We start from the raw sequence: 22,401 nt of genomic DNA, 5'->3' as shown, positions 1-22,401 counted from the left end.
CGGGCTCCCAGGATTCTTGTTATTTGAAGGGCAACGCAGACCCCTGTGGGAGCGGGCTTGCTCGCGAAGGCGGTGTGTCAGTCAACACTTCATTGACAGGAAGATCGCCTTCGCGAGCAAGCCCGCTCCCACAAGGGGTGTGGTGTGTCAGTTATCGCGGATCGAGAAATTCGCCATGTGCTCCAACCCCTTGATCAACGCCGAGTGATCCCAGTTGCTGCCACCGATGGCCGCGCACGTGCTGAACACTTGCTGGGCGTTGGCGGTGTTGGGCAGGTTGATGTTCAGTTCCTTGGCGCCTTGCAGGGCCAGGTTCAGGTCCTTCTGGTGCAGGCTGATGCGGAAGCCCGGGTCGAAGGTGCCCTTGATCATGCGTTCGCCGTGGACTTCGAGAATCTTCGACGAAGCGAAACCACCCATCAGTGCTTCACGAACCTTCGCCGGGTCAGCGCCATTTTTTGCGGCGAACAGCAGCGCTTCGGCCACCGCCTGGATGTTCAGGGCAACGATGATTTGATTCGCGACTTTCGCGGTCTGGCCATCGCCGTTGCCGCCGACCAGGGTGATGTTCTTGCCCATGGCCTGGAACAGCGGCAAGGCGCGCTCGAAGGCGGCACTGTCGCCACCGACCATGATGCTCAGCGTCGCGGCCTTGGCACCGACTTCACCGCCGGACACCGGGGCGTCGAGGTACTGGGCGCCTTTTTCGTTGATTTTCGCCGCGAAGGTTTTGGTGGCGGTCGGCGAGATCGAACTCATGTCGATCACCACTTTGCCCTTGCCCACGCCAGCTGCGACACCGTCGGCGCGGAACAGCACGTCTTCGACCTGCGGAGTGTCCGGGACCATGACGATGATGAACTCGGCTTCCTGGGCCACTTCCTTCGGATTGGCCAATGCCACCGCGCCACCGGCCAGCAGGTCGGCCGGGGCCGGGTCGTGGTGCTGGGACAGGAACAGGCTGTGACCGGCTTTTTGCAGGTTCAGTGCCATTGGGTGGCCCATGATGCCGGTGCCGATGAATCCGATTTTAGCCATGAAAAAATCCTCTCTTATTAAAGTGCCCGCGGACGCTTGTGGTCAGATCGCGTTATGGGTTTTCAGCCAGCCCAGTCCCGCTTCAGTGGTGGTCAGCGGCTTGTATTCGCAGCCGATCCAGCCCTGGTAGCCGATGCGGTCCAGGTGTTCGAACAGGAAGCGGTAGTTGATCTCGCCCGTGCCCGGCTCGTTGCGGCCCGGGTTGTCCGCCAGTTGCACATGGTTTATCTCGCCCAGGTGCGCCGACAGGGTCCGGGCCAGGTCGCCTTCCATGATTTGCATGTGATAGATGTCGTATTGCAGGAACAGGTTGGCGCTGCCCACCTGCTCGCGGATCGACAGGGCCTGGGCCGTGTTGTTCAGGTAGAAACCAGGAATGTCGCGGGTATTGATGGCTTCCATCACCAGCTTGATGCCTTCGCCTTGCAGCTTTTCGGCGGCGTACTTCAGGTTGGCGACGAACGTTTTTTCCGCCAGAGCCTCGTCGCACTTCTGCGGACGAATCCCGGCCAGGCAATTGACCTGGGTATTGCCCAGCACTTTTGCGTAGGCAATCGCCAAGTCGACCCCGGCGCGGAATTCTTCGACCCGATCCGGCAGGCAGGCGATGCCGCGCTCACCCTTGGCCCAGTCGCCGGCCGGCAGGTTGAACAGCACCTGGGTCAGGCCATTGGCGTCGAGCAGGGCCTTGAGTTCGGCGGAGCTGTAGTCGTAGGGGAACAGGTATTCGACGCCACTGAAACCGGCCTTGGCGGCCGCTTCGAAACGGGCGAGGAAATCCTGCTCAGTGAACAGCATGGACAGGTTGGCGGCGAAACGCGGCATGGTGGTCTCCTGTAAATAGTTGGCAGGTCTCCCTTGTGGGAGCGAGCTTGCTCGCGATAGCGGTGTGCCTGCTTGCATTCCTATTGAATGTAGCGCCGTCATCGCGAGCAAGCTCGCTCCCACAGGGACGCCGGTCGGTCAGTCGAGTAACGAAATGGCGGTCGGTGCATCGTTGCCCACCAGCGCCAGGTCTTCAAACTCATTGACGGCGTTGATCTCGGTGCCCATGGAAATATTGGTCACCCGTTCGAGGATGATCTCGACGATCACCGGCACCTTGAACTCTTCGATCATCTCCTGGGCCTTGCGCAGCGCCGGTTGGATGCCGGACGGTTCGAACACCCGCAACGCCTTGCAGCCCAGGCCTTCGGCCACGGCGATGTGGTCCACGCCGTAACCGTTGAGCTCCGGTGCGTTGAGGTTGTCGAACGACAACTGCACGCAGTAATCCATGTCGAAGCCGCGCTGGGCCTGGCGGATCAAGCCCAGGTAGGAGTTGTTCACCACGACATGGATGTACGGCAGCTTGAACTGCGCGCCCACCGCCAATTCCTCGATCATGAACTGGAAATCATAGTCGCCCGACAACGCGACGACCTTGCGGTTCGGATCGGCCTTGACCACCCCGAGCGCGGCCGGAATGGTCCATCCCAGGGGACCGGCCTGGCCGCAATTGATCCAGTGGCGTGGCTTGTAGACGTGGAGGAACTGCGCGCCGGCGATCTGCGACAGGCCGATCGTGCTGACGTAGCAGGTGTCCTTGCCGAACACCTGGTTCATTTCCTCATAAACGCGCTGCGGCTTGATCGGCACGTTGTCGAAGTGGGTCTTGCGCTGCAGGCTGGCCTTGCGTTGCTGGCAATCCTGGAGCCAGGCGCTGCAGTCCTTCAGCTTACCGGCGGCTTGCCATTCGCGGGCCACTTCGATGAACACGGTCAAGGCCGAAGCCGCGTCGGAAACGATGCCCAGGTCTGGAGTGAACACGCGGCCGATTTGCGTCGGCTCGATGTCCACGTGAATGAACGTGCGGCCTTCGGTGTAGACGTCCACCGAACCGGTGTGACGGTTGGCCCAACGGTTGCCAACGCCCAGCACCACGTCGGATTTAAGCAGCGTTGCGTTGCCATAGCGGTGGGAGGTTTGCAGACCGACCATGCCGACCATCAACGGGTGATCGTCGGGGATCGTGCCCCAGCCCATCAAGGTCGGGATGACCGGGATACCGGTCAGCTCGGCGAACTCCACCAGCAGTTCGCTGGCATCGGCATTGATGATGCCGCCGCCGGCCACCAGCAACGGGCGTTCAGCCTGGTTGAGCATCGCCAGGGCTTTCTCGATCTGCACACGGTTGGCCGCGGGTTTGGCCAGGGGCAGCGGCTGGTACGCATCGATGTCGAATTCAATCTCGGCCATCTGAACATCGAACGGCAGGTCGATCAGCACCGGGCCGGGGCGGCCGGAGCGCATTTCGTAGAAAGCTTTCTGGAAGGCATACGGCACCTGGCCCGGTTCCAGGACGGTGGTCGCCCACTTGGTCACTGGCTTGACGATGCTGGTGATGTCCACGGCCTGGAAATCTTCCTTGTGCATACGGGCGCGGGGCGCTTGCCCGGTGATGCACAGGATCGGGATCGAATCGGCAGAAGCGCTGTAGAGCCCGGTCACCATATCGGTACCGGCCGGCCCCGAAGTACCGATGCACACACCGATATTGCCGGCCTTGGTGCGGGTGTAGCCCTCGGCCATGTGCGAGGCGCCTTCAACGTGCCGAGCGAGGACATGATCGATGCCGCCAACTTTTTGCAGGGCGGAGTACAGCGGGTTGATCGCAGCACCCGGGATGCCGAAGGCAGTGTCCACGCCTTCACGGCGCATCACCAGGACGGCGGCTTCGATTGCTCTCATTTTGCTCATTATTTTGTGCCTCTTACGTTTTGTAATTGTATACAAGTGGCTTTGCGGCAGAGTGTATTCATGGCGAATGGCGCAGGTCAATCCCTTTCCTCAAGCACGCGTTTAATTCGTTGGGAACCTGATTCTACTGCGGCCTTTTGTCGCTGAAGGTGATTTGCGTAAATTATTGTATACAAAAATATATATTGTTGTGTTCTATTTGTGGCGTTCGGTTTTTCTGAAAGTGAAGCCGCCAAGGCTTTCCCATAACAAAAGAAGGACAGCATCCATGAGCGTTCTAACCTTGAAAATTGCCATCAATCTGGCGGGGCAGGCCCTCGCCGCAGGTCGCGAAATCAGCGCGGCACCCTTGACCGTCGCGGTCCTGGACAGCGGCGGGCACCTGGTGGCCTTGCAGCGTGAAGACGGCGCCAGCTTGCTGCGCCCACAAATCGCCATCGGCAAGGCATGGGGCGCCATCGCCCTGGGCAAGGGCTCCCGCCTGCTCGCCCAGGACGCCCAACAGCGCCCGGCGTTCTTTGCGGCTTTGAATGGTCTGGGGCAAGGCAACATCGTGCCGGCGCCGGGCGGAGTATTGATCCGGGATCAGGAGGGCAGGGTCCTGGGGGCGATCGGGGTGAGTGGGGATGTTTCGGATGTGGATGAGCAGGTGGCGGTGAGGGCGGTGGAGGCGGTGCAGTTGAGGGCGGATGCTGGGGTTGCTGTTTGATTTTGCGGTGAATTGACGGGCGTCTTCGCGAGCAAGTCGGAGCGCACCGCACCGCCGCTCCCACAGGTTTTCGGTGCTCGACACAGCATGTATGAACACAGCAAGTCCCTTGTGGGAGCGGGCTTGCTCGCGAAGGCGATCAACCATACACATCCGGCAAAAAGACTAATTCCGATGTGGCATTCACCGAAGCTAGCCTTTCCAGACTTCATCAAAAAGGGGGGGGGGCGACGGAATGCCTGCACGCTCAGCTTCACACCGCCTGCGTATCGGTCGCTATGCAGAGCAGAACCGCATCTATTTATTGACCGCCAATACTCTGGAGCGCGAACCAGTCTTCAAAGACTATCGCCTGGGAAGGGTCGTCATTCATCAGTTCAGGGCGGTCCATGAGCAGGGGATTGCGGACTCCCTGGCTTTTGTCGTCATGCCTGATCATGTCCATTGGTTGATTCGACTGCATCGAGGGTCGTTGGGGCAGTTGATGTGCCAGGTGAAGTCCATCAGTGCCAAGGGGGTCAACGAGGCGGCTGATAGGGCTGGTAGCCTATGGCAGCAGGGATATCACGATCGAGCGCTACGGCGGGAAGAGGACTTGGTAAAGCTGGCTCGCTATGTTGTGGCAAATCCACTGCGGGCAGGCCTGGTAGAGCGACTTGGCGACTATCCGCTGTGGGATGCCATTTGGCTTTGACTTGAAATCGAGTCGCCGCCTTCGCGAGCAAGCCCGCTCCCACAAAGGGATCGTGGCGAACATTGGATCAGTGAACACTGGGGACCCTGTGGGAGCGGGCTTGCTCGCGAAGACGGCGGCATGTTCAGCATATGCACAAACTGACCCACCGCTTTCGATAAAGGCGATGGGGTTCCAAACCTAGCGATCCACCTCACACCCCTTCAAAACCAACCGAATAATCGTCTGCGCCGCCGCTTCGTAATCCGCCTCATCCAGCTTGGCCTTGCCGGTCACGGCGCTGATCTGCCAGTCGAAGTCGGCATAGGTCTGGGTGGCGGCCCAGATGCTGAACATCAGGTGGTTGGGGTCGATGGGGGCGATCTGGCCGCGGTCGATCCAGGTCTGGATGCAGTCGATGTTGTGCCGGGCCTGGGCGTTGAGCTGTTCGACGAGGTCGGCGCTCAGGTGCGGGGCGCCGTGCATGATTTCGCTGGCGAAGACTTTCGAGGCGAAGGGCAGGTCGCGGGAAATGCGGATCTTGGAACGGATGTAGTGGCTCAGCACTTCGCCCGGCTCGCCGTCGGCGTTGAAAGGGGTGGAGGCCTGGAGAATCGGTTCGATGATGCTTTCCAGCACCTCGCGATAGAGGTTTTCCTTCGACTTGAAGTAGTAGTAGACGTTGGGTTTGGGCAAGCCCGCCTTGGCCGCGATGTCGCTGGTTTTGGTCGCGGCGAAGCCCTTGTCGGCAAATTCTTCGCTGGCGGCACGCAGGATCAGTTCTTTGTTGCGCTCGCGGATAGTGCTCATAAACCCTGGGGTTCCTTGCCGATTCTGGCGGTGGCGCATGGTAGCACCGGCCTCGCGCGGCGCTCAAGAATGCCCCAAGGACGCGTCGCTCGCGCTATGCTGCGCAGCATTATTGTTCAAGGAGTCCCTCCATGGCTGGAAGCAGTTTGCTGGTTCTGATCGACGACATTGCCACGGTACTCGACGATGTGGCGTTGATGACCAAGATGGCCGCCAAGAAAACCGCCGGTGTGCTCGGTGATGACCTGGCGCTCAATGCCCAGCAAGTCTCGGGCGTGCGTGCCGAGCGGGAATTGCCAGTGGTCTGGGCAGTCGCCAAGGGCTCGTTCATCAACAAGCTGATCCTGGTGCCATCGGCGCTTGCCATCAGCGCGTTCGTCCCTTGGCTGGTGACGCCGTTGTTGATGGTCGGCGGCGCCTACCTGTGTTTCGAAGGGTTCGAAAAACTTGCCCACAAATTCCTTCACAGCAAGGCTGAAGACCAGGCCGAACACGCGCAACTGGTCGAGGCGGTAGCGGATCCGGCGGTCGATCTGGTGGCCTTCGAGAAGGACAAGATCAAGGGCGCGGTGCGCACCGACTTTATCCTCTCGGCGGAAATCATCGCCATCACCCTCGGCACTGTCGCCGATGCGCCGCTGACTCAGCAGGTGATCGTGCTGTCGGGCATCGCCATTGTCATGACCGTCGGTGTGTACGGCTTGGTGGCGGGGATCGTCAAGCTTGATGACCTGGGCTTGTGGCTGACCCAGAAGCCAGGGCAGGCCGCCAAAAGCATGGGTGGAGCCATCCTGCGCGCGGCGCCCTACATGATGAAAAGCCTGTCGGTGATCGGTACGGCGGCCATGTTCCTGGTCGGCGGCGGCATCCTCACTCATGGCGTTCCGGTGGTTCACCATTGGATTGAAGGTGTCGCGGCGAGTGCCGGCGGTGCAGGGTTCATCGTGCCGATGCTGCTCAATGCGGTGGCGGGGATTGTCGCGGGGGCGGTGGTGTTGGCGAGTGTGCTCGTCGTGAGCAAAATCTGGAAAGCGCTGAAAGGCTGAGTCTGCCAACGCATTACAACTGTGGGAGCGAGCTTGCTCGCAATGACGGTCTGACATCCAACATTAATGTTGCCTGACAGACTGCTATCGCGAGCAAGCTCGCTCCCACAATGGTTTCTTGGGGGGGGGGGGGCGAACGTTACTCGGCGATCTGCAACTTGCGCGACTCGGTGTACACGTAGCGCACCTTTTCATACTCGAACGGCGAGTTCAGCTGGCCGTAGCGGAAGCTGGTCTGGTAGCGCTTGTCCACGCCGCGCAGGAGCAGCAGTTCCGGGTGGTTGGCGCTGACTTCGGAGACGTTCAGGAAGTTGATCGCCGATTCAGCGGTGTAGTCCACCAATAGCCCCGAGGTGTCGCGCAGGTTCGACGGGCCGAAGATCGGCAGTACGAAATACGCGCCGGCCGGTACGCCATAGAAGCCCAGGGTCTGGCCGAAGTCTTCGCTCTGGCGCGGCAGGCCCATGGCGGTGGCCGGGTCCCACAAGCCGGCGACGCCGACGGTGGTGTTGAGCAGCAGCCGAGCGGTGGTTTCCATCGAACGCTTGCCCTTGAATTGCAGCAGGCTGTTCATCAGGTTCGGCACGTCGCCCAGGTTGTTGAAAAAGTTGCTCACACCGGTGCGCACGAAGCCCGGGGTGACATAGCGGTAGCCATCGACCACGGGCAGGAATACCCATTGGTCGAAGCGGTAGTTGAAGTGATAGACGCGGCGGTTCCAGGATTCCAGCGGGTCGTAGACGTTCAGCGCGTTGAGCGTCGAACGTTCGAATTCGCGTTGGTCCAGGCCCGGGTTGAACTTGAGTTTGGTCAGCGGCTCCTTGAAGCCGTCCGAGTCCACCACTACGGGCGCGTCGGCCTTGCTGTTGTCGGCGTGGACCATGCCCGCGCTCATTAACGCGGCGATCAGCAGGAGATATTTAGCCACGGAAGAACTCCAGCATGGCGTCGCTGTTGACGCGGTAGTTAAGGTTGCCGCAATGGCCGCCCAATGGATAAACCGTCAGGCGATCACCAAAGGTCTTGCGCAGGAAGCCCAGGTCACCCGGGCCCAGGATCACATCGTCGGCGTTGTGCATGACTGCAATCTTGGAGCTGCCCTGCAGATAATCCTTCAGCGCGTACAGGCTGACCTGGTCGACCAATTGCAGCAGGCTGCCGCCGTCGGTGCGCGCGCGCCACATCGGGATTACTTGTTCGGTGAGGTAGCAGTCGAAATCGCATTGCAGCGCACGCTTGAGGAACGGTGTCAGGCTGGTGCTTTCGGTGATCGGGAACTTGGGTGGGATGATCAGGCCGCGACGGTTGATCAGGTCCGACGTGAAGGCGATGTCGGCCGCCGAGAAGCGGAACGAGGTGCCGATCAGCATCGCCATCTGCTCGTTGCTCAAGTGTTGCTTGGACTGCTGGAAGTCATAGAGCAGGGCATCGTTGAGGTCGATGTAGCCTTTTTGCTGGAAGTAGCGGGTCAGCTTGTTCAGCACCAGCTCATAAAAGGTGGTGGTGCTGTTGATGCCCTTGACCTCGGTCTGGACCAGTTTGTCCAGGTTGGTGATCGAGGTGTAGAGATTCACCGGCGGGTTCAGCAGCAGGACTTTCTTGAAGTTGAAGCTGCGGCGGGTTTCGTCCAAGTGCGCGACGAAGGCAGCGTCCAGTGCGCCGAGGCTGTAGCCGGTCAGGTAGTACTCGGTGACGGGCACTTTCGGATTCTGCGCGCGTACGGCCTGCATCACCCGGTACATGTCTTCGGCGTCTTCCTTGGTGATGCCTGGGGTGGCGAAGCGCGAGGCGGCGCTCATGAAGTCGAAGCTGGTGGGCGAAGACAGCTGCACCACGTGATATCCGGCCTTGTAGTAGAGGCGCTTGAGGTACTCGTTGAGGGTGCTGTCGTAGCGCGCACCGGTGCCCGCGATCAGGAAGATCAGCGGTGCGGGTTTGTCTTGGGTGGCCATGCGGTAAGTGAGGCTTTTCACCGGCCAGAAATTGTCTGGCAGGATGAATTCGCGTTCCGGGCGCAGGGTCAGGCTGTGGTCCGATTGATTGATGTCCTCGATCAGCGGCAGCTCCGGACGCAGGTCCGGCGGCGTGGTGGCGATGGTCGCCTCGAATGGGTTGGTCAAGGGGTAGCCATAGCTGGCGGCGTCAATATCTGCCGCCAGCGCGGACGCACTCAAGATAAGGCCGCCGAGTAGGGCAGCGAAGCGCAAGGAACGGAGCATGACTGGATCCCTTAGAGGAAGGTGCCGAATGAGGTTCGCAGCCTATGACCACCGCAGCGAAGCCAAGTGCCATGACGGCTGCAAAACAAGCGCGAATGGGGCGCAATAGTAGCGGGACAATACACGTTGGGGCGTGGTGGCGGCTAGTGACCTGGCGGCTTGGCTGGGTCGTGCATGCAAGATTTGATCGAAATCTACGGACTCGGGCGCCGGGAATGGCTTGCTGGCTTTCTGATGTCGTTTCTCGTTGCTTCGGCGTCGCAGACAGAGCAGGTTCCAGATCGGCGCAGGTTGATGATCAGTCGGTCAGTACTCCACTGGCGTTCCGACCGGTTTGCAGGCGAGCGTGATGGGGGCGCTGTGCACCATAACAATACGTTGAAGCCGCTCGGCATCCGTCGGGCGCAGCACTTTCGGGGAAGTAACGATGAAGATGCGACGAATCTTGGGCGCAGGTGCCGCACTGGTACTGGCGATCAGCTCCACCCTGGCAAGCGCCGAGACCAAAACCTTGAGCATTGGCTACGTTGACGGCTGGTCCGACAGCGTCGCGACTACCCACGTGGCTGCCGAGGTGATCAAGCAGAAACTCGGCTATGACGTGAAGCTGCAAGCCGTCGCGACCGGAATCATGTGGCAGGGCGTTGCCACCGGCAAGCTCGATGCGATGCTATCGGCCTGGTTGCCGGTGACCCATGGCGATTACTGGACCAAGAACAAGGACCAGGTCGTCGACTATGGCCCTAACTTCAAGGATGCGAAAATCGGCTTGATCGTGCCGGAGTACGTCAAGGCCAAGTCGCTCGAAGACCTGAAGACCGATGACTCCTTCAAGAAACGCATCGTCGGCATCGACGCCGGTTCAGGCGTGATGCTCAAGACCGAACAGGCGATCAAGGATTACGACCTGACCGGTTATCAACTCAAGGCCAGTTCCGGCGCCGGCATGATCGCCGAGCTGACCCGTGCCGAGAAAAAACAGGAATCCATCGCCGTCACCGGTTGGGTGCCGCACTGGATGTTCGCCAAATGGAAACTGCGCTTCCTGGAAGACCCGAAAGGTGTCTATGGCGCGGCTGAGACTGTGAACAGCATCGGCAGCAAGGGCCTGGAAGCCAAGGCGCCGGAAGTGGTCGAGTTCCTGAAGAAGTTCCAGTGGGCGTCGAAAGACGAGATCGGCGAAGTCATGCTGGCGATCCAGGAAGGTGCCAAGCCGGAAGCGGCTGCCAAGGATTGGGTTGCCAAGCACCCGGACCGCGTGAAGGAGTGGACCGGCAAGTAATCGACCTGGTCTGGCTGTTTCGAAAGCCGCATGACGTTGTGTCATGCGGTTTTTTTGTGCCTGCAATTCTGCGCGCAACGCAAACCCCTGTGGGAGCGCGCTTGCTCGCGATAGCGGTGTGTCAGCGTGCATCTACACTGACTGTGCTACCGCCATCGCGAGCAAGCTCGCTCCCACAGGGGAGGGGCTTGGGTTTTTTTGCGGGAAACTGGCAAAGCCGTCATGTCGTTCTAATACTAAGGTCGTCTGGAACCTGGCCTCGAGCCGCATAGAGTAGAGCTGTTCCAAATAAATCTGTGCTGCGAGGATAAAAACAATGAACGACAGCATTTACCTCTCGATTCAAAACAGCCCGCGCTTCAAGGAGCTGGTGAAGAAACGAGAAAAATTCGCCTGGATTCTCTCGGCGATCATGCTTGGGCTGTATTCCGGCTTCATCCTTCTGATCGCCTACGGGCCGCATATTCTCGGGGCCAAAATGTCCCCCGGATCCACCATCACTTGGGGTATCCCTATCGGGGTCGGCCTGATTCTCTCGGCCTTCGTCCTGACGGGCATTTACGTGCGACGTGCCAACGGCGAGTTCGACGACCTGAACAATGCGATTCTCAAGGAGGCTCAGCAATGATCCGGCGTCTACTGGCTCTTCTGAGCATTGCAGCATTTGCACCGGGCGCCTGGGCGGCTGAAGCGCTGACCGGTGCCGTGCAGAAACAACCCCTCAACGTTGCCGCTATCCTGATGTTCGTGGCCTTCGTTGGCGCGACCCTGTACATCACGTACTGGGCGTCGAAGAAAAACAACTCGGCGTCCGACTACTATGCGGCCGGCGGCAAGATCACTGGCTTCCAGAACGGCCTGGCAATTGCCGGTGACTACATGTCGGCGGCGTCTTTCCTGGGGATTTCCGCGCTGGTGTTCACTTCGGGCTATGACGGCCTGATCTACTCCATCGGCTTCCTGGTAGGCTGGCCGATCATCTTGTTCCTGATCGCCGAACGCCTGCGCAACCTGGGTAAATACACCTTTGCCGACGTGGCGTCCTATCGCCTCGGGCAAACCCAGATCCGCAGTCTGTCCGCCTCCGGCTCATTGGTGGTGGTGGCGTTCTACCTGATCGCGCAAATGGTCGGCGCCGGCAAGCTGATCCAACTGCTGTTCGGCCTGGACTACCACGTTGCGGTCATCCTGGTCGGCATCCTGATGTGCCTCTATGTGCTGTTCGGCGGCATGCTGGCCACCACTTGGGTGCAGATCATCAAGGCTGTGTTGTTGCTGTCGGGTGCGTCGTTCATGGCCCTGATGGTGATGAAGCACGTCAACTTCGACTTCAACATGCTGTTCGCCGAAGCGGTCAAGGTCCACCCTAAAGGTGAGGCGATCATGAGCCCTGGCGGCCTGGTGAAGGATCCGATCTCGGCCTTCTCCCTGGGCTTGGCCCTGATGTTCGGTACCGCTGGCCTGCCACACATCCTGATGCGCTTCTTCACCGTGAGCGACGCCAAGGAAGCTCGCAAGAGCGTGCTGTATGCCACTGGCTTCATCGGCTATTTCTACATCCTGACCTTCATCATCGGCTTTGGCGCGATCCTGCTGGTCAGCACCAACCCCGCCTTCAAGGACGCGGCAGGTGCCTTGCTGGGCGGCAACAACATGGCGGCGGTGCACCTGGCCAACGCGGTGGGCGGCAGCATCTTCCTGGGCTTCATCTCGGCGGTGGCGTTCGCGACCATCCTGGCGGTGGTAGCGGGCCTGACCCTGGCCGGTGCCTCAGCGGTGTCCCATGACCTGTATGCCAGCGTGATCAAGAAAGGCAAGGCCAACGAGAAGGATGAGATCCGCGTCTCGAAGATCACCACCATTGCCCTGGCAGTGCTGGCGATCGGCCTGGGCATCCTGTTCGAGAAGCAGAACATCGCGTTCATGGTGGGCCTGGCGTTCTCCATCGCGGCGAGCTGCAACTTCCCGGTGCTGCTGCTTTCGATGTACTGGAAGAAGCTGACCACCCGTGGCGCCATGATCGGCGGCTGGCTGGGCCTGGTCAGTGCCGTGGGCCTGATGATCCTCGGCCCGACCATTTGGGTACAGATCTTGGGTCACGAGAAGGCTATCTTCCCGTATGAATACCCGGCGCTGTTCTCGATGATCATCGCGTTTACCGGCATCTGGTTCTTCTCCGTCACTGACAAGTCGGCTGAAGGTGCCAACGAGCGGGCGCTGTTCTTCCCGCAGTTCGTGCGTTCGCAGACTGGCCTTGGGGCGAGTGGGGCGGTTAACCACTAATGCAGCGATAAGTGCTTGAAGAAATACCCCGGTCGAGAGGCCGGGGTATTTTTTTGTGCCGGGTTCGTGGGTGGCAGGCCTGCCGCCATCGCGAGCAAGCTCGCTCCCACAGGGGATCTCCAGTGAGCACAAGTTTGGGTTTCACAACAGGCCAACTGTGGGAGCGAGCTTGCTCGCGATGGCGTCGGTTCTGCCAATGCAGTTTCTGGATCGGATAAAAGAGGCATAAACAAAACAGCCCCCGCTTATATAAGAAGCGGGGGCTGTTTCGGTGCAGTCAGGAACCTAGCGCAAGGCAAGCCTTACTTGCGGTCTTCCAGCTTGGTGATGTCGCGCGACTCGTAGCCGGTGTACAGCTGGCGTGGACGGCCGATCTTGTATGGGCTGGAGAGCATTTCCTTCCAGTGGGAGATCCAGCCGACGGTCCGCGCCAGGGCGAAGATCACGGTGAACATGCTGGTTGGAATACCGATCGCCTTGAGGATGATCCCCGAGTAGAAGTCGACGTTCGGGTACAGCGAGCGCTCGATGAAGTACGGATCGGTCAGGGCGATCTCTTCCAGGCGCATGGCCAGTTCGAGTTGCGGATCGTTCTTGATTCCCAGTTCCTTGAGCACTTCGTCGCAGGTCTGCTTCATGACGGTGGCGCGCGGGTCGCGGTTCTTGTAGACCCGGTGACCGAAGCCCATCAGCTTGAACGGATCGTTCTTGTCCTTGGCCTTGGCGATGAACTTGTCGATGTTCGAGACATCGCCGATTTCATCGAGCATGGTCAGCACCGCTTCGTTCGCACCGCCGTGGGCAGGGCCCCAGAGTGCGGCGATACCGGCGGCGATACAGGCGAACGGGTTGGCACCCGACGAACCGGCCAGGCGCACGGTGGAGGTAGAGGCATTCTGCTCGTGGTCGGCATGGAGGATGAAGATCCGGTCCATGGCCTTGGCGAGCACCGGGCTGATCGGTTTGATCTCGCACGGGGTGTTGAACATCATATGCAGGAAGTTCTCTGCATAGGTCAGGTCGTTGCGCGGGTACATCATGGGCTGGCCCATGGAGTACTTGTAGACCATGGCTGCCAGGGTCGGCATCTTCGCCACCAGGCGGATCGCGGAGATTTCGCGATGCTGGGGATTATTGATGTCCAGGGAGTCGTGGTAGAAGGCCGAGAGAGCGCCGACAACGCCGCACATGACGGCCATCGGGTGGGCATCGCGACGGAAGCCGTTGAAGAAGGTCTTCAACTGTTCGTGAACCATGGTGTGGTTCTTCACGGTGCTGACGAACTGGGCCTTCTGCTCTGCGGTCGGCAGTTCGCCGTTGAGCAGCAGGTAGCAGGTTTCCAGGTAGTCCGATTTTTCAGCCAGTTGCTCGATCGGGTAGCCGCGGTGCAGCAGGATGCCGTTGTCGCCGTCGATATAGGTGATTTTCGATTCGCACGAGGCGGTCGACATGAAACCCGGGTCAAAGGTGAAACGGCCCGTGGCCGTCAGGCCCCGTACGTCGATTACATCGGGACCAACGGTGCCGGTTAAAATGGGCAGCTCGACGGGGGCTGCGCCCTCGATGATCAACTGCGCTTTTTTGTCAGCCATGTGGCCTCCTATTAATGCTTGGAATCATCAGACAGACCCCCCACGCAGGGCCCGCACCACTATAGTGAGATAAATCCGAATGTCAATTTGCCTAAAGTCTTGCTCCAGAAGGCTTTAACCGGACTTTTTCCGCGAAATTGCCTGCCGTTTACGCCTTTTGCGCCATATGTGCAATGCGCTATTAGGGGAAGGTGAACGCGTTGTCATTAGTAGCCTAACTGTCTATACTCGGCCACCGACCGCCAGGGGCTTTTGGGCCTGCTTTCTTGGGGGTCGTCACTCCCTGGGTGGTGAGTACCTGACCAGTGCGCGCCCCAACAACTTTGCCCTGATTGTTAGGGGCTCTTCAGTGTGAAAAAAAAGCCGTGAAAAGCCAACGACCTGTAAACCTAGACCTAAGGACCATCAAACTCCCAGTCACTGCTTACACGTCCATTCTTCACCGTATTTCCGGTGTCATCCTCTTCGTCAGCCTGGCCATCATGCTTTATGCATTGGACAAGTCGCTCGATTCGGAAGAAGGCTTCGGTCAGGTGAAAGCGTGTCTGACCAGTCCGCTAGCCAAGCTAGTGATTTGGGGCATCCTGTCCGCCTTGCTGTATCACTTGGTTGCCGGTGTGCGCCACTTGATCATGGACATGGGCATCGGTGAGACGCTGGAAGGCGGCAAGCTGGGCTCGAAAATCATTATCGCCGTGTCTGCGGTGCTGATCGTTCTGGCAGGAGTCTGGATATGGTAACCAACGTCACGAACCTTTCGCGTTCGGGCCTCTACGACTGGATGGCCCAGCGTGTGTCTGCGGTCGTTCTCGCGGCTTACTTCATTTTCCTGATCGGATATGTCGTGGCAAACCCTGGCATTGGCTACGCCCAATGGCATGAACTGTTCGCAAACAACTGGATGCGTATCTTCAGTCTGCTGGCACTTGTCGCACTGGGCGCTCACGCCTGGGTCGGCATGTGGACCATCGCGACCGACTACCTGACGCAAATGGCGTTCGGCAAGTCGGCGACTGCCGTACGTTTCCTTTTCCAGGCGGTATGCGGCGTTGCGATGTTCGCTTACTTCGTCTGGGGTGTGCAGATTCTCTGGGGTATCTGATCCATGGCTAACATTCCAACGATTTCTTTCGACGCCATCATTATTGGTGGTGGCGGTGCCGGCATGCGCGCTGCGCTGCAACTGGCACAGGGCGGTCACAAGACTGCCGTGATCACCAAGGTTTTCCCGACGCGTTCGCACACGGTTTCCGCCCAGGGTGGCATCACCTGCGCCATCGCTTCGGCCGACCCGAACGATGACTGGCGCTGGCACATGTACGATACCGTCAAGGGTTCCGACTACATCGGTGACCAGGACGCTATCGAATACATGTGTCAGGAAGGCCCGGCCGCGGTGTTCGAGTTGGACCACATGGGCATGCCATTCTCCCGTACCGAGCAAGGTCGCATCTACCAGCGTCCGTTCGGTGGCCAGTCCAAGGACTACGGCAAGGGCGGCCAGGCTGCGCGTACTTGCGCGGCGTCCGACCGTACCGGTCACGCCCTGCTGCACACCCTTTATCAGGGCAACCTGAAAGCCGGTACCACGTTCCTGAACGAGTACTACGCCGTTGACCTGGTGAAGAACCAGGACGGCGCGTTCGTCGGTGTGATCGCGATCTGCATCGAAACTGGCGAAACCACCTACATCCGCGCCAAGGCCACCGTACTGGCGACCGGCGGTGCGGGCCGTATCTACGCATCCACCACCAATGCCCTGATCAACACCGGTGACGGCGTTGGCATGGCCCTGCGTGCTGGCGTGCCGGTACAAGACATCGAAATGTGGCAGTTCCACCCGACCGGCATCGCCGGCGCCGGTGTACTGGTCACCGAAGGTTGCCGTGGTGAAGGCGGTTACCTGATCAACAAGCACGGCGAGCGTTTCATGGAACGTTATGCGCCGAACGCCAAGGACCTTGCTGGTCGTGACGTCGTGGCTCGTTCGATGGTTAAAGAGATCATCGCCGGCAACGGCTGTGGCCCGAATGGCGACCACGTGATGCTCAAGCTCGATCACCTTGGCGAGGAAGTGCTGCACAGCCGCCTGCCAGGTATCTGCGAACTGTCCAAGACCTTCGCTCACGTCGATCCTGTTGTCGCGCCGGTTCCAGTGGTTCCAACCTGCCACTATATGATGGGCGGCGTTGCCACCAACATTCATGGCCAGGCAATGACCCAGAACGCCGAAGGCGTGGACGAAATCATCCCTGGCCTGTTCGCGGTGGGTGAAGTGGCTTGCGTATCGGTCCACGGTGCCAACCGCCTGGGCGGCAACTCGCTGCTCGACCTGGTGGTCTTCGGTCGCGCCGCCGGCCTGCACCTGGAGAAAGCGCTGTCCGACGGTATCGAATACGACGATGCCACCGACGCCAACATCGAAACCGCCCTGGCGCGCCTGTCTGCTCTGAACGAGCGTACCGAAGGCGAAGACGTGGCAACCCTGCGTCGCGAGTTGCAAAACTGCATGCAGAACTACTTCGGTGTGTTCCGTACCGGCGAATACATGCAGAAGGGTATTGCCCAGCTCGCACAATTGCGTGAACGAATCGCCAACGTGAAGATCAACGATAAGTCGCAGGCGTTCAACACTGCCCGTATCGAAGCGCTGGAATTGCAGAACCTGCTGGAAGTGGCCGAAGCCACCGCCATCGCCGCAGAAGTGCGCAAAGAGTCCCGTGGTGCCCACGCCCGCGAAGACTTCGAAGACCGTGACGACGAAAACTGGCTGTGCCACACCTTGTACTTCCCGGGTGAAAAACGCGTCGCCAAGCGTGCCGTGAACTTCTCGCCGAAGACTGTTCCGACTTTCGAACCAAAAGTCCGGACTTATTAAGGGTGACCGCTATGTTGCAAGTCAGTGTTTATCGCTACAACCCTGATCAGGACGCCGCGCCGTTCATGCAGGACTTCCAGGTCGATACCGGTGGTAAAGACCTGATGGTGCTGGACGTGCTGGCCTTGATCAAAGAGCAGGACGAAGGTTTCTCCTATCGTCGCTCGTGCCGCGAGGGCGTTTGCGGCTCCGACGGCATGAACATCAACGGCAAGAACGGCCTGGCCTGCATCACGCCGCTGTCGGCCGTGGTCAAGGGCAACAAGCTGATCGTTCGCCCGCTGCCAGGTTTGCCGGTCATCCGTGACCTGGTCGTCGATATGAGCATCTTCTACAAGCAATACGAGAAGGTGAAGCCATTCCTGCAGAACGACACGCCGGCTCCGGCCATCGAGCGTCTGCAGTCCCCTGAAGAGCGTGAAAAGCTCGACGGTCTGTACGAGTGCATCCTGTGCGCCTGCTGCTCGACCTCGTGCCCATCGTTCTGGTGGAACCCGGACAAGTTCCTGGGCCCGGCCGCCCTGCTGCAAGCGTACCGCTTCCTGGCAGACAGCCGTGATACCAAGACGTCCGAGCGTCTGGCCGCACTGGATGACCCGTTCAGCGTATTCCGCTGCCGCGGGATCATGAACTGCGTCAACGTCTGCCCGAAAGGCCTGAACCCGACTAAGGCCATCGGTCACGTACGTAACATGCTGCTGCAAAACGGCGTGTGATTCAGCTGCTGTACCCGTAGAACCGCTGTACCCGTAGAGGCGAGGGCGTGGGCTTCAACCCACGTCCTGGCTATAACCAGAACAGCCGCTTACAAAGCGGCGGTTCTTATTTTGAAGAAATGAGACAAGCAGGGGCATCCGGGCTGGTACCCGGACTATCAGCGTGATCCTAAGTGGCTTGTTTTAGTCGCTGCACTCGGACTTCTGCAAGTTTGCTCGGTGTTTTCGCCGGTGGTGTTCCCCTAATCGAGGGTGACCAAGCATGCAAGAAAGCGTGATGCAGCGCATGTGGAACAGTGCCCACCTCTCCGGTGGTAACGCTGCCTATGTGGAAGAGCTCTACGAGCTCTACCTGCACGACCCTAACGCTGTGCCAGAAGAATGGCGCACCTACTTTCAGAAGTTGCCGGCTGACGGTAACTCTGCCACCGATGTTTCGCACTCGACGATTCGCGATCATTTCGTGCTGCTGGCAAAGAACCAGCGCCGCGCTCAACCGGTGTCTGCCGGCAGCGTGAGCTCCGAGCATGAGAAGAAGCAAGTTGAAGTGCTGCGACTGATCCAGGCCTACCGGATGCGTGGCCACCAGGCAGCCCAGCTTGACCCGCTGGGGCTGTGGCAGCGTCCTGCACCTGCAGACCTGTCGATCACTCATTACGGCTTGACCAATGCCGACCTTGATACGACCTTCCGTGCCGGCGACCTGTTCATCGGCAAAGAGGAAGCGAGCCTACGCGAAATTCACGAAGCGTTGCAGCAGACATATTGCCGCACCATCGGCGCTGAATTCACGCACATCACCGATTCCGAGCAGCGCCAGTGGTTCCAGCAGCGTCTGGAAAGCGTTCGTGGCCGTCCGACGTACTCCGCCGACATCAAGAGCCACTTGCTCGAGCGCGTCACTGCCGGTGAAGGCCTGGAGAAATACCTGGGTACCAAATACCCGGGCACCAAGCGTTTCGGCCTGGAAGGCGGCGAAAGCCTGATTCCGATGCTCGACGAGCTGATCCAGCGTTCCGGTTCCTACGGCACCAAGGAAGTCGTCATCGGCATGGCCCACCGTGGTCGCCTGAACGTACTGGTCAACACCTTCGGCAAGAACCCGCGCGAGCTGTTCGACGAGTTCGAAGGCAAGAAGAAGGTCGAGCTGGGCTCCGGTGACGTGAAGTACCACCAGGGCTTCTCATCCAACGTGATGACCACCGGTGGCGAAGTCCACCTGGCCATGGCGTTCAACCCGTCCCACCTGGAAATCGTTTCCCCGGTGGTCGAGGGTTCCGTCCGTGCCCGCCAGGATCGTCGCAACGATCCGACCGGCGAGAAGGTGCTGCCGATCTCCATTCACGGTGACGCGGCATTCGCCGGTCAAGGCGTGGTCATGGAAACCTTCCAGATGTCGCAGACCCGCGGTTTCAAGACCGGCGGTACCGTGCACATCGTGATCAACAACCAGGTCGGCTTCACCATCAGCAACCCGCTGGACTCGCGTTCCACCGAGTACGCAACCGACGTCGCGAAAATGATCCAGGCGCCGATTCTCCATGTGAATGGCGATGACCCGGAAGCCGTGCTGTTCGTGACCCAGTTGGCCATCGACTACCGCATGCAGTACAAGCGCGACGTGGTCATCGACCTGGTCTGCTACCGTCGTCGCGGCCACAACGAGGCCGACGAGCCAAGTGGCACCCAGCCGCTGATGTACCAGCAGATCGCCAAGCAGCGCACCACCCGTGAGCTGTATGCCGATCGCCTGACCCAGAGCGGTGTTCTGGATGCCGCGCGCGTCCAGGAAAAAGTCGATGAATATCGCAACGCCCTGGACAACGGCCTGCACGTTGTAAAAAGCCTGGTCAAAGAGCCGAACAAAGAGTTGTTCGTGGACTGGCGTCCATACCTGGGCCACGCCTGGACTGCTCGTCACGACACGCGCTTCGACCTCAAGACCTTGCAGGAACTGTCCGCCAAGCTGCTGGAAATCCCGGAAGGCTTCGTGGTCCAGCGCCAGGTCGCGAAAATCTACGAAGACCGTCAGAAGATGCAAGCCGGCGGCCTGCCGATCAACTGGGGTTACGCCGAAACCATGGCGTACGCGACCCTGGCGTTCGAAGGTCACCCGATCCGCATCACCGGCCAGGACGTAGGCCGCGGCACTTTCTCGCACCGCCACGCGGCGCTGCACAACCAGAAAGACGCCAGCACCTACATCCCGCTGCAACACCTGTACAAAGGCCAGCCACGTTTCGACCTGTACGATTCGCTGCTGTCCGAGGAAGCCGTCCTGGCGTTCGAATATGGTTATTCCACCACCGAGCCGAATGCGCTGGTGATCTGGGAAGCCCAGTTCGGCGACTTCGCCAACGGTGCCCAGGTGGTTGTCGACCAGTTCATCACCAGCGGCGAGCACAAGTGGGGCCGTCTCTGCGGTCTGACCATGCTGTTGCCACACGGTTATGAAGGGCAGGGTCCGGAGCACTCGTCGGCACGTCTGGAACGCTACCTGCAGCTGTGCGCCGAGCACAACGTCCAGGTTTGCGTACCGACCACCCCGGCGCAGATCTACCACCTGCTGCGTCGCCAGGTCATCCGTCCGCTGCGCAAGCCGCTGATCGTGCTGACACCGAAGTCGCTGCTGCGTCACAAACTGGCAATCTCCACGCTCGAAGACCTGGCCGAAGGCTCGTTCCAGACCGTCATTTCGGAAATCGACACCCTGGAAGCGGCGAAAGTGACTCGCCTGATCCTGTGCAGCGGCAAGGTCTACTACGACTTGCTGGAAAAACGTCGTGCCGAAGGCCGCGAAGACATCGCCATCGTGCGTATCGAGCAGCTTTATCCGTTCCCGGAAGAGGACCTGATGGAGGCCATCGCGCCTTACACCAACCTCACCCACGTGGTGTGGTGTCAGGAAGAACCGATGAACCAAGGCGCGTGGTACAGCAGCCAGCATCACCTGCGTCGCAGCATCGGCAACCATAACAAGGCCCTGGGCCTGGAATATGCCGGCCGTGATGCTTCCGCTGCACCTGCGTGTGGTTATGCGTCGATGCACGCCGAGCAGCAGGAAAAACTGCTGCAAGATGCTTTCACCGTTTAACGCCTTCGCGCTGACTGAAACCGAATTTTAAGGACCCACAGATAATGGCTATCGAAATCAAAGCCCCGTCATTCCCGGAATCGGTTGCCGATGGCACCGTTGCCACCTGGCACAAGAAACCAGGCGAGGCCGTCAAGCGTGACGACCTGATCGTCGACATCGAGACCGACAAGGTCGTGCTGGAAGTATTGGCCGAAGCTGACGGCGTACTGGGCGCAATCGTTGCCGAAGAAGGCGCTACCGTTCTGTCGAACCAGGTCCTGGGCTCGATCGAAGAGGGCGGCGCTGCTGCTGCCGCTCCAGCCGCCGCTGCTGCACCGGCTGCCGCTCAGGCCGCTGCGCCTGCTGCTTCGGGCGAAGACGATCCAGTCGCCGCTCCAGCTGCTCGCAAGCTGGCTGAAGAGAATGGCATCAACATCGCTTCCGTTGCCGGCACCGGCAAGGGTGGTCGTGTGACCAAGGAAGACGTGGTTGCAGCCGTTGCCGCCAAGAAAGCCGCTCCAGCCGCCGCACCGGCCAAGCCAGCCGCGCCTGCCGCTTCCGCGCCAGTGTTCGCTGCCGGTGACCGCGTCGAGAAACGCGTTCCGATGACCCGCCTGCGTGCCAAGGTTGCCGAGCGTCTGGTTGAAGCCCAGTCGAACATGGCGATGCTGACCACGTTCAACGAAGTCGACATGACCGAAGTCATGGCCCTGCGTTCGAAGTACAAGGACCTGTTCGAGAAGTCCCACAACGGCGTACGCCTGGGCTTCATGTCGTTCTTCGTCAAGGCTGCCACCGAAGCGCTGAAACGCTTCCCGGCCGTCAACGCGTCGATCGACGGTTCCGACATCGTCTACCACGGCTACGCCGACATCGGTGTCGCGGTCTCCAGCGACCGTGGCCTGGTGGTTCCGGTCCTGCGCAACGCCGAGCTGATGAGCCTGGCCGAAATCGAAGGCGGCATCGCCACCTTCGGCAAGAAGGCCCGTGACGGCAAGCTGTCCATCGAAGAGATGACCGGCGGTACGTTCACCATCACCAACGGTGGTACATTCGGTTCGATGATGTCGACCCCGATCGTCAACCCGCCACAAGCGGCTATCCTGGGCATGCACAATATCCTGCAGCGTCCGATGGCGATCAACGGTCAGGTCGTGATTCGTCCGATGATGTACCTGGCACTGTCCTACGATCACCGCCTGATCGACGGCAAAGAAGCCGTGACGTTCCTGGTCACCATCAAGAACCTGCTGGAAGATCCGGCTCGTCTGCTGCTGGATATCTGATTTCGCCGCGAGGGCCGGTCTTTTCGACCGGCCCTTTGCTGAAACAACCGGTTT

General features: G+C 59.9%; 19 protein-coding genes. 12 read left to right on the top strand and 7 right to left on the bottom strand.

Annotated features, from left to right (window positions below):
• Positions 1 to 147: 147 nt before the first annotated feature.
• The 3 genes from JMN22_RS25025 to gcl all read right to left on the bottom strand — a co-directional run bounded on the left by JMN22_RS25025 (position 148) and on the right by gcl (position 3,777).
• Positions 148 to 1,038 (bottom strand): 2-hydroxy-3-oxopropionate reductase, encoded by an 891-nt coding sequence (locus tag JMN22_RS25025; RefSeq protein ID WP_198798359.1) that lies wholly within the window; start codon positions 1,036 to 1,038, stop codon positions 148 to 150.
• Positions 1,039 to 1,080: 42 nt separating this feature from the next.
• A complete protein-coding gene (hyi, locus tag JMN22_RS25020) occupies positions 1,081 to 1,863 on the bottom strand; it encodes a hydroxypyruvate isomerase (protein WP_198798358.1) in 783 nt (260 codons plus the stop codon).
• A 138-nt stretch (positions 1,864 to 2,001) separates the two neighbouring features.
• Positions 2,002 to 3,777 carry a glyoxylate carboligase gene (gene gcl, locus JMN22_RS25015; protein WP_198798357.1) on the bottom strand — a complete coding sequence of 592 codons (1,776 nt, stop codon included), beginning with the start codon at positions 3,775 to 3,777 and terminating at the stop codon, positions 2,002 to 2,004.
• 268 nt (positions 3,778 to 4,045) lie between these two features.
• Here gcl and JMN22_RS25010 point away from each other — a divergent pair, with 268 nt between their 5' ends.
• Positions 4,046 to 4,486 carry a GlcG/HbpS family heme-binding protein gene (locus JMN22_RS25010; protein ID WP_198798356.1) on the top strand — a complete coding sequence of 147 codons (441 nt, stop codon included), beginning with the start codon at positions 4,046 to 4,048 and terminating at the stop codon, positions 4,484 to 4,486.
• A 235-nt stretch (positions 4,487 to 4,721) separates the two neighbouring features.
• The gene (locus JMN22_RS25005) at positions 4,722 to 5,180 is read left to right on the top strand and encodes an REP-associated tyrosine transposase (RefSeq protein ID WP_030142309.1); all 459 of its coding nucleotides are present in this window, start codon (positions 4,722 to 4,724) and stop codon (positions 5,178 to 5,180) included.
• A gap of 180 nt (positions 5,181 to 5,360) precedes the next feature.
• Here JMN22_RS25005 and JMN22_RS25000 read toward each other — a convergent pair whose 3' ends face one another.
• On the bottom strand, positions 5,361 to 5,969 hold the full coding sequence (locus tag JMN22_RS25000) for a TetR/AcrR family transcriptional regulator (protein ID WP_198798355.1): 609 nt from the start codon (positions 5,967 to 5,969) through the stop codon (positions 5,361 to 5,363).
• Positions 5,970 to 6,100: 131 nt separating this feature from the next.
• On the opposite strand from JMN22_RS25000, the gene JMN22_RS24995 reads away from it, so the two are divergent.
• Positions 6,101 to 7,015 (top strand): DUF808 domain-containing protein, encoded by a 915-nt coding sequence (locus JMN22_RS24995; RefSeq protein ID WP_198798354.1) that lies wholly within the window; start codon positions 6,101 to 6,103, stop codon positions 7,013 to 7,015.
• A gap of 139 nt (positions 7,016 to 7,154) precedes the next feature.
• Here the strand turns inward: JMN22_RS24995 and JMN22_RS24990 are convergent, their stop codons facing one another.
• Both JMN22_RS24990 and JMN22_RS24985 read right to left on the bottom strand, forming a co-directional pair.
• Positions 7,155 to 7,943 carry an MlaA family lipoprotein gene (locus JMN22_RS24990; protein WP_030142306.1) on the bottom strand — a complete coding sequence of 263 codons (789 nt, stop codon included), beginning with the start codon at positions 7,941 to 7,943 and terminating at the stop codon, positions 7,155 to 7,157.
• Positions 7,936 to 9,234: a serine/threonine protein kinase gene (locus JMN22_RS24985; RefSeq protein WP_030142305.1), complete on the bottom strand. Its 1,299-nt coding sequence runs from the start codon at positions 9,232 to 9,234 to the stop codon at positions 7,936 to 7,938. The genes JMN22_RS24990 and JMN22_RS24985 overlap by 8 nt, the downstream gene beginning before the upstream one ends.
• Before the next feature lie 427 nt (positions 9,235 to 9,661).
• On the opposite strand from JMN22_RS24985, the gene JMN22_RS24980 reads away from it, so the two are divergent.
• The 3 genes from JMN22_RS24980 to JMN22_RS24970 all read left to right on the top strand — a co-directional run bounded on the left by JMN22_RS24980 (position 9,662) and on the right by JMN22_RS24970 (position 12,799).
• Positions 9,662 to 10,516 (top strand): glycine betaine ABC transporter substrate-binding protein, encoded by an 855-nt coding sequence (locus JMN22_RS24980; protein WP_030142304.1) that lies wholly within the window; start codon positions 9,662 to 9,664, stop codon positions 10,514 to 10,516.
• A 316-nt stretch (positions 10,517 to 10,832) separates the two neighbouring features.
• Positions 10,833 to 11,144: a DUF485 domain-containing protein gene (locus tag JMN22_RS24975; protein ID WP_030138324.1), complete on the top strand. Its 312-nt coding sequence runs from the start codon at positions 10,833 to 10,835 to the stop codon at positions 11,142 to 11,144.
• Positions 11,141 to 12,799 carry a cation acetate symporter gene (locus JMN22_RS24970; protein WP_030138325.1) on the top strand — a complete coding sequence of 553 codons (1,659 nt, stop codon included), beginning with the start codon at positions 11,141 to 11,143 and terminating at the stop codon, positions 12,797 to 12,799. The genes JMN22_RS24975 and JMN22_RS24970 overlap by 4 nt, the downstream gene beginning before the upstream one ends.
• Positions 12,800 to 13,101: 302 nt before the next feature.
• Here the strand turns inward: JMN22_RS24970 and gltA are convergent, their stop codons facing one another.
• Entirely contained in the window at positions 13,102 to 14,391 is a 1,290-nt protein-coding gene (gene gltA, locus JMN22_RS24965; protein WP_003172803.1) for a citrate synthase, read from the bottom strand.
• Between the two features lie 365 nt (positions 14,392 to 14,756).
• Here gltA and sdhC point away from each other — a divergent pair, with 365 nt between their 5' ends.
• From sdhC to odhB, 6 genes are all read left to right on the top strand, one after another.
• A complete protein-coding gene (sdhC, locus tag JMN22_RS24960; protein WP_003179220.1) occupies positions 14,757 to 15,131 on the top strand; it encodes a succinate dehydrogenase, cytochrome b556 subunit in 375 nt (124 codons plus the stop codon).
• Positions 15,125 to 15,493, top strand: a complete 369-nt coding sequence (gene sdhD, locus JMN22_RS24955; protein WP_030138327.1) for a succinate dehydrogenase, hydrophobic membrane anchor protein — start codon at positions 15,125 to 15,127, stop codon at positions 15,491 to 15,493. The genes sdhC and sdhD overlap by 7 nt, the downstream gene beginning before the upstream one ends.
• Before the next feature lie 3 nt (positions 15,494 to 15,496).
• Complete coding sequence (gene sdhA / locus JMN22_RS24950) at positions 15,497 to 17,269, top strand: succinate dehydrogenase flavoprotein subunit (RefSeq protein ID WP_030138328.1); 1,773 nt, start codon at positions 15,497 to 15,499, stop codon at positions 17,267 to 17,269.
• 11 nt (positions 17,270 to 17,280) lie between these two features.
• On the top strand, positions 17,281 to 17,985 hold the full coding sequence (locus tag JMN22_RS24945) for a succinate dehydrogenase iron-sulfur subunit (protein ID WP_039594133.1): 705 nt from the start codon (positions 17,281 to 17,283) through the stop codon (positions 17,983 to 17,985).
• A gap of 262 nt (positions 17,986 to 18,247) precedes the next feature.
• A complete protein-coding gene (locus JMN22_RS24940; protein ID WP_198798353.1) occupies positions 18,248 to 21,079 on the top strand; it encodes a 2-oxoglutarate dehydrogenase E1 component in 2,832 nt (943 codons plus the stop codon).
• Positions 21,080 to 21,123: 44 nt separating this feature from the next.
• Entirely contained in the window at positions 21,124 to 22,347 is a 1,224-nt protein-coding gene (gene odhB / locus JMN22_RS24935) for a 2-oxoglutarate dehydrogenase complex dihydrolipoyllysine-residue succinyltransferase (protein WP_030138331.1), read from the top strand.
• Positions 22,348 to 22,401: the final 54 nt, after the last annotated feature.

Origin of the sequence: Pseudomonas sp. HB05 (genome assembly GCF_016756915.1) — a bacterium.
GTDB lineage: Bacteria > Pseudomonadota > Gammaproteobacteria > Pseudomonadales > Pseudomonadaceae > Aquipseudomonas > Aquipseudomonas alvandae.
The sequence above is the reverse complement of the archived record's forward strand: the minus strand, read 5'-3'. Positions and strand labels throughout refer to the sequence as shown.